We start from the raw sequence: 6,886 nt of genomic DNA on the forward strand, positions 1-6,886 counted from the left end.
ATTTATTTCTATTCTCGAAAGGATGAGGAGTTAATTAATGAAAATTGCTTGGTACATAAATGTTATTGGATTAATATTTTCAATAATAGGTTTTACCCAAATGGGAAATGATACTTTCAATATACTTTTATTTATTGGATTAACTATTCAAACTATCGCAGTAATAATTTATTGGGTTTTTAAATATAAAACAAAAAAGATCAACAGTTAACATAATATGCCGAATTCGGAAGCTGGCCCTAGGCCGGCTTTTTATTGTTGACCATATTAGGTCAAATGAAGCGATTAACTGACAGAAAGGGCGAGAAAACATGAAAGCAGAAAAAGATGTGCAGCCGATCCGATATCAGCAGCAACTAGACGATATGAAATGGGCGCTTAAGCGCCACTGTTCGGAACGGGATTATATCCTCTTTATCCTCGGCTGCGAAACCGGCCTGCGTGTCGGGGATCTTCTCCGGCTACCTACCCAACAGATCCTCGCCCTAAAAGGCAAACAAAACAAGATACTCCGGGTTAAAGAAGGAAAAACACAAAAAATCCGCGACATTTATATCGCGAATTGCTTCCAGGAGGTATATGAGTACGCTAAAAAAGTCCAGAGTGCCTGTTTATTTCCATCTCGTAAAGGAGACAGCCCGATTTACCCCTACTCAGGCGTACAGGCAGTTAAATAAGGCTGCAGAGTATGCTGGCGTGGAACATGTCGGCAATCATACATTACGAAAAACATTTGGGTACTGGTTTTACAAGGCCACAAAAGATATTGCGATGTTGCAACGAATCTTGCATCATTCTCATCCTTCTGTCACTCTGCGTTATATAGGCATTACGGAAGAAGAAACGAATAACGTCTTGAAAAAATTTAGTGTCTTTTCACAAAAACTAGTTTAATATCTTGATCCTTTGAGGAAACATAAAAAGAGCCACAACCCAGGACTCTTTTTAATTTTAAAATTAAATAACTCAGTTGCTAATTGGAATAAAAAGCAAATATTTGTTCAATAATAAAGAAAAGAACGAGGAATCGAGTGAAAACTAAATACCCGGTGGTAATAATACATACTGGAAAACTTTATTAAAGGGAGTTATCTTATGCAAATTAGTGCTCGTAATCATTTAAAAGGAATCGTTAACGGAGATTAACGAAGGTGCTGTAAATAATGAAGTAGTTATTGATGTCGGTGGAGGAAATACCATTGTCTCTACAATTACTAAAAAATCTGTTTCCACGTTAGGTCTAAAAGTTGGTAGTGAAGCAACTGCTGTTATTAAAGCTACTTCTGTAATGTTAATGGCTTAATTTTATGTATCAACCTTACTAACTGCCCACTTTAGATTAAAAAATTAATTAGAAAACCAAAAAAAGGACCACACCTGGTCCTTTTTTTCACTATTTCTGGGGAAAGATTTTTAATAAAGCAATAAGTTCTTTGCTAGTTTACATAAACCCCTATTATAGGTACTAAAAAAGGATCTCCGGTTGGAAAATCCTTTTAGCTGCTTGTTCAATTAAAGCGCCCTTTTCTGGAACAACAACATTTTCTTTCAAAAATTCCCCATTCACTCTGACTTATTCAATATATAGTGATTATATAGTTCATTTTCTATGGTCTGTTGTCTCAGATAAGTAAATCCACATTTTTCAATTACTTTATTTGATGAAACGTTGTTAGTTAAAGCTACTGCGTTAATGACTTCTAAATTTGTTTTTGTAAACAAATAGTCAATCAATCCTTTAGAAGCTTTAGTAGCGTAGCCTTTCTTTTGATATTCACTTGAAATGGCATACATAATTTCTCTATTCGGTAAAGGAAGTTCTTCTTTTATGCCTGTACAGCACCAACCAATAAATTCATCCGTTTCCTTAATAAATACCCCTAGTTTTAAAAAATGACCAGCTATGTTTGATGTATTTTCAACGGCATCAAGAAACGCTTTATTTGCTGGTATTTCGTAATTGGTAACCCAATCAACCCTTTGTTCTTTTGTTGATTTCCAGTCCGGCAAAAAATTAAATATTTCTGGTTGATTTGATATTCTATAAATACTATCTGCATCTTCAATTGAAAACTCTTGAAGATAAATATCTCCACAATCTATCCTAAATAATTTTTCTGATGTTTTATGTTTCATAACTTTTCTCCTTGTAATTTTTTCACATGGACTCTTTGAGTAATCTTTTTTATAAAACTACTCTTTTCCAGCATAACTTACACATTCAAGATGAACCTTCCAGTTTCCTCTTTTCCTTAACAATCGGGCCCTTTAATTGAACAAGGCCTTAAAGTATCATATGAATCCTCTATACAAATCTAGTTAACATAAAGTAACTTATCGGCCTCAAGGCTAAAAGGCTGTCTTAAGACAGTCCATAACCTAGCTAGTCAGACGCCTTACTACAATAAAATGTAGCGGAAAGAACTTCGTTGTTCAACAGCTTGTAGATCATAGAGATCAATCGTTCCAATTTCATAAGTATCCCTCCGTTTCACTTCCATGGGTATCTTTGTTTTTGCTATTTATACCGCGCGATGGTGTATAATGAAATATATTAAATTAACTGAAGGTGGTCAATCGTGTTATCCAGTAAAAATATATATGTAAGACAACTTATACTATCAGATGCTGAAAATTTACTACAATTGCTAGTGGAAAATAAGCCGTTCTTTGAACCATTTTCGACAGACCATCCAGCTAACTACTATTCTTTAGAAAAACAAAAGGAAATCATAACTTCGGGACATAAATCAAAAGGAAATAGTAGTTACGAGTTTGGAATCTTCCTGAATACTAATCATAGGTTAATAGGAACGATCAGCCTGTTTCATATTATTCGCGGGCCCCTTCAAAGTGCCACCATGGGTTATTACTTAGACCAAAAAAACAATGGGAATGGTTACACTACAGAAGCTGCTAAAATGGTGGTGGATTATGCTTTTGAAACGATTGGTTTACATAGGATTGAGGCTGGGGTTATGCCACATAACATAGGTTCAATACGCGTTTTGGAAAAGGTCGGTTTTCACAAAGAAGGAATCGCAAAACAAAGTGTAAAAATACAGGGTCGCTGGGAAGATCACCAGATCTTAGCCATAATCAATCCTCATGATTAATTTATAAGTCTGCCAATCTTTCGAATTTATATTTGCTCATGTGAAGAATCATACGTTCAAAAGGCCACCAATTTGATGTGACCCCCGAAAGTTAGACAATAACTTTTGGGGGTATTTTTATGGCTAAATATGATGTGAATTTTAAACAAGCAGTGGTCAATGACTACTTGGCAGAAGTTGGGGGCTATCGGACTTTGGGTGAAAAGTACACCATTGATCGCTCCATGGTTCGAAAATGGGTGAACGCTTATAACTTACTTGGACGAGCTGGTTTAGAGCGAAAAAACACTAAAACTACCTATTCTGGTCAATTTAAAATGGATGTCGTAAACTGGATGAAAGAGACAGGTGAATCAACCTATGCAGCAGCCAAACTATACATACGAAGATTAATTACGTGACTTTGATACGTTTTTTTGGAATGGATTTCGAGATGCAGAGTCTATTATTTTTTTGGCTTTTTCCGATGCCCATTGACCCGACCGGCTAGAACAGTACTCTCTAACACTCTCTGCTAGTTTACTTTCCCCGGCTGATAATACGGCCTCTAATGTGGGATACTCCTTTAACATCAATAATGAAACCCTTGAAAACAAATCGCCTAAAACCTTTCGGTATTCAGGAAACATTTGATCTAAAATGGTGTGAAACTGAAGTTTAGCTTCCACATACATATTCGTTACAATTCCCTGTTGTCTTGACAAATTCCGAAGATCTAAAAGCTGAATTCCTCTGATTTTATATGGTTCAAAATCCTCTTTGTAATACAGCACACACAACTGGTATGCATCGATTGCGTCTGTTTTTACCTTTCGTAAACTAGACTTCTTTGTCTGATAAGAAATAATGGGATTTAGTAAGATATAGAGAATCTCTTGTTCCTCCAAGTATTGAATAACGGAAGAATGGTAATGCCCTGTAGATTCTAAAATGATCATAGGCATTTTCCCTGTCACCCCTTCGATCTCTTTTAAGAACCTTATAAAATGATCTAATTCCTCTCTAGTGTGCTTTATTGAAAAGCTCTTTCCATACGGTTTTGATTGATCTAAAAATGCCTGAACTTGGCTCTCTCCCTTTGCCACATCCAGACCAACTACTGGATTCATCGTTTTTTCCTCCTCTACTTACTAACCAGTACCCATAGCCTTCATGTAGTGTCATAGCTTCGCTTGTTATACGAGATCTACGTCCCAACCAGCCTCAAACATGTTTCTACAAGTAGGGGGCGGACAGTTTAGCTCACGGGATCATGTTCCACGCACCCGTACGTCCTTCCCTGGCTACTGAAATAATAGAATCTATTAAAAAAAGGTCAACCAGTAAAAACTGGCTAACCTTATAATACGAACGCACCCGTTAGCTTAATGGGAGTTAATTTAAATTTGTCTTTATATCATTTTTATAAATATCGACTTTATTTGCAGAAAACTTTAAAGAATTAGGTTTCCCATTGATTGTAAGCTCAATATTAATTGATAGTGGTAATTCAAATTCTTTAACAATATCTTCTAAGGCAGAGTATTCATCTTCTATTTCATTATAAAAAATAATAGAACTGATAGTAACTTCATTATTATCAATATCAAGACTACACATCATCGGAAATTTATCGTCATTATTTGTGATTAATTCTCCTGATACTATTGAACCGTTTAGTTTTACTGTAAAATTTTTTGTTTCTGATGGTCTTACCCAAGTTTCGTCTTGTTCTGCATTTTCCTCTACATCTATTGCCCATTCCCATATTGGATTTTCTTTTAAATCCAATATTGTTAATTCATCAACTGATTTACTTTTACTCATAAATAAATTCCCCTTTTACCTATGTTAAATTGATAATTCTGCAAAATTACGACCAATTCCTTCTTAAAGTAACCTGCCCCGTTTCTACAATAAGGAGTTCAACACAAAAGGGCATTAATCCTTCTTGGATTATTGCCCCTTTTCATATCAGAAAATCTTTTTATATAGCTCTCGTCGGAGTGTCCCACTTAAATAAGCATAAATTTTAGTCGTTTCACTCTTTTCGTGGCCCATCAAATTTTGAATGACTTCTAAAGGTGCCCCATTATTCAACAAAGTAGTGGCATAACTATGTCTCAACTGATGGGGGTGAATACTTTTATTGATTCCAGATCTTTTAGATATCCGTTTAATGACATATCTTATTTGTGAAATACTCATCCTATGAGGAGCACGAACTGTCACAAATAAAGCCGCCTGATCATCTTCTCTTTCGTTTAAATACCTCTTTAGCCAAATATCACACCTAGTATTGAAATAGACTTTTCTCTCTTTATTGCCCTTACCTAATACTATTACGGATTGATTAGAAAAGTTGATGGATTGACGATTTAAATTAACTGCCTCACCAATTCTGCAGCCAGTTGAATACATAAATTCGAATAAGGCATTTTCTAACGGAGTGTAACACGCTTCTCTTAAATGCTCAATTTCTTCTTCAGATAAAAACTTTGGTATTCTGATATCTAACTTTGGCTCCTTAATTTTAGACGCTGGATTACCATTCAAAACATTTTCATCTTGTGCCCACCGAAACAATGATTTGATTAAACGTATCCTATGACCTAAGCTGGCAGCCTTTAATTGATCAGCAACTTTCCCAAGATATAGCTTTAAAGAATCAGTAGTTATTTCATCAAGTGAAACATCACCGAAATGCCTGATCAACAAATTTAATTGAACATTATATGCTTTTAAGGTCTGGGGTGAATACCCTTGAATCTGTTTATCAGCTTTATATAAGTTCCAGGCTTCAGATAGTATCATCCTATTACTCTCCTCATCTATTTTTATCAGTATAGACAAATAGAAGGGAAGTAATACGCCAATTTTATTAAACGAATGCCCCCATTAGTTTAAGTACAATGATACACAAATTCGTTCAATTACAATTAATTACTTGCAATATCTATTAAGTAATCTTGAATCGAAATGTCCCCAACCAATCCAAGAGGATTCGGGATAGTTTTATATTCTTCTTCACTTATTTTTTCACAATCAAATATGGGCAAGAGGCTATTACCAACACTTCTATAAAAGTTATCCATAAATTCTATAACATATTCCACTTTACTCAGTTCTTCCATTTCCATTATCGGTTTTGAATAAAAACCAACAAACTTCCAGGAACGATTAAGAATTGAAGCAATTCCTGAATTAGCAATAAATAAGAAATTCTTTATCTCTATATCTTTAATTATTTCTTGAAGGTTTATTGGCTGTTCAGTAAAAGATTTTATGTATGCGATTATTATGTCATCCTTTTTATCTATTCGTAAATCTCCCGCTACAACGACACCGTAAACATATTTGTTAATTTGCTGAAGATATATTTCAAAAATTTGCCCTGGGTATATTTCACGAAACTTTCTCGCCAATACTGGTTTTCACTCCCTTTATCTCCTTCTAAAACTAACCTGACCCTTTAAAGGTTGCAGCGGCAACCTCCCTTGTTGAAGTAAAGCCCCCGTTAGTTCTATAAAAAAAGGTTGCCGCACCAACCTGCCTTTTTGTTTTGAAGTAAAACTCCATTAGCTTAATAAAGATAGCCTAAAAAATCTAAATCTCCTTCGCGCCATCCATACTTACCAACTTCTTTAATCATTAATCCTTCAATTTCTTCATAACCTATACCCCTTGTAATTTGACTTTCATGATTAATTTTTAACCATTTACATTTATTCGTAACTGACCTATATCCATTTTTTAAATACAACGTTTTATTGTCAGCAAATAACAATAAG

9 protein-coding genes and 2 pseudogenes are annotated in these 6,886 nt (G+C 34.8%); 5 read left to right on the forward strand and 6 right to left on the reverse strand.

Annotated features, from left to right (window positions below; genetic code table 11):
• Positions 1–37: 37 nt before the first annotated feature.
• The 3 genes and pseudogenes from WYK_RS24825 (at position 38) to WYK_RS25475 (ending at position 1,303) form a co-directional block, all read left to right on the forward strand.
• Positions 38–211, forward strand: coding sequence for a hypothetical protein (locus tag WYK_RS24825; RefSeq protein ID WP_161629108.1), 174 nt, complete (start codon positions 38–40; stop codon positions 209–211).
• 154 nt (positions 212–365) lie between these two features.
• Positions 366–894: pseudogene (locus WYK_RS26265) on the forward strand (tyrosine-type recombinase/integrase).
• A gap of 280 nt (positions 895–1,174) precedes the next feature.
• Positions 1,175–1,303 carry a TOBE domain-containing protein gene (locus tag WYK_RS25475; protein WP_235782446.1) on the forward strand — a complete coding sequence of 43 codons (129 nt, stop codon included), beginning with the start codon at positions 1,175–1,177 and terminating at the stop codon, positions 1,301–1,303.
• Positions 1,304–1,563: 260 nt separating this feature from the next.
• Here the strand turns inward: WYK_RS25475 and WYK_RS05320 are convergent, their stop codons facing one another.
• Positions 1,564–2,136 carry a GNAT family N-acetyltransferase gene (locus WYK_RS05320; protein ID WP_040373549.1) on the reverse strand — a complete coding sequence of 191 codons (573 nt, stop codon included), beginning with the start codon at positions 2,134–2,136 and terminating at the stop codon, positions 1,564–1,566.
• A 443-nt stretch (positions 2,137–2,579) separates the two neighbouring features.
• Between WYK_RS05320 and WYK_RS05325 the strand changes: the two genes are divergently transcribed.
• Both WYK_RS05325 and WYK_RS05330 read left to right on the forward strand, forming a co-directional pair.
• Positions 2,580–3,116, forward strand: coding sequence for a GNAT family N-acetyltransferase (locus WYK_RS05325; protein ID WP_040373550.1), 537 nt, complete (start codon positions 2,580–2,582; stop codon positions 3,114–3,116).
• Positions 3,117–3,235: 119 nt separating this feature from the next.
• Positions 3,236–3,517, forward strand: a complete 282-nt coding sequence (locus tag WYK_RS05330; RefSeq protein ID WP_051387322.1) for a helix-turn-helix domain-containing protein — start codon at positions 3,236–3,238, stop codon at positions 3,515–3,517.
• Here the strand turns inward: WYK_RS05330 and WYK_RS05335 are convergent.
• From WYK_RS05335 to WYK_RS05355, 5 genes and pseudogenes are all read right to left on the reverse strand, one after another.
• Positions 3,506–4,225, reverse strand: coding sequence for an IS110 family transposase (locus tag WYK_RS05335; protein WP_051387323.1), 720 nt, complete (start codon positions 4,223–4,225; stop codon positions 3,506–3,508). The two genes, WYK_RS05330 and WYK_RS05335, sit on opposite strands and share 12 nt — an antisense overlap.
• A gap of 265 nt (positions 4,226–4,490) precedes the next feature.
• Positions 4,491–4,922, reverse strand: a complete 432-nt coding sequence (locus tag WYK_RS05340) for a hypothetical protein (protein WP_040373551.1) — start codon at positions 4,920–4,922, stop codon at positions 4,491–4,493.
• 147 nt (positions 4,923–5,069) lie between these two features.
• Positions 5,070–5,909, reverse strand: coding sequence for a tyrosine-type recombinase/integrase (locus WYK_RS05345; RefSeq protein WP_040373552.1), 840 nt, complete (start codon positions 5,907–5,909; stop codon positions 5,070–5,072).
• A gap of 125 nt (positions 5,910–6,034) precedes the next feature.
• On the reverse strand, positions 6,035–6,520 hold the full coding sequence (locus tag WYK_RS05350; RefSeq protein ID WP_040373553.1) for a hypothetical protein: 486 nt from the start codon (positions 6,518–6,520) through the stop codon (positions 6,035–6,037).
• A gap of 158 nt (positions 6,521–6,678) precedes the next feature.
• Positions 6,679–6,886 (reverse strand): annotated as a pseudogene (locus tag WYK_RS05355) (GNAT family N-acetyltransferase); the annotation flags it as partial.

It is taken from the genome of Peribacillus psychrosaccharolyticus ATCC 23296, from assembly GCF_000305495.1.
Classification (GTDB): Bacteria; Bacillota; Bacilli; order Bacillales; family DSM-1321; genus Peribacillus; species Peribacillus psychrosaccharolyticus.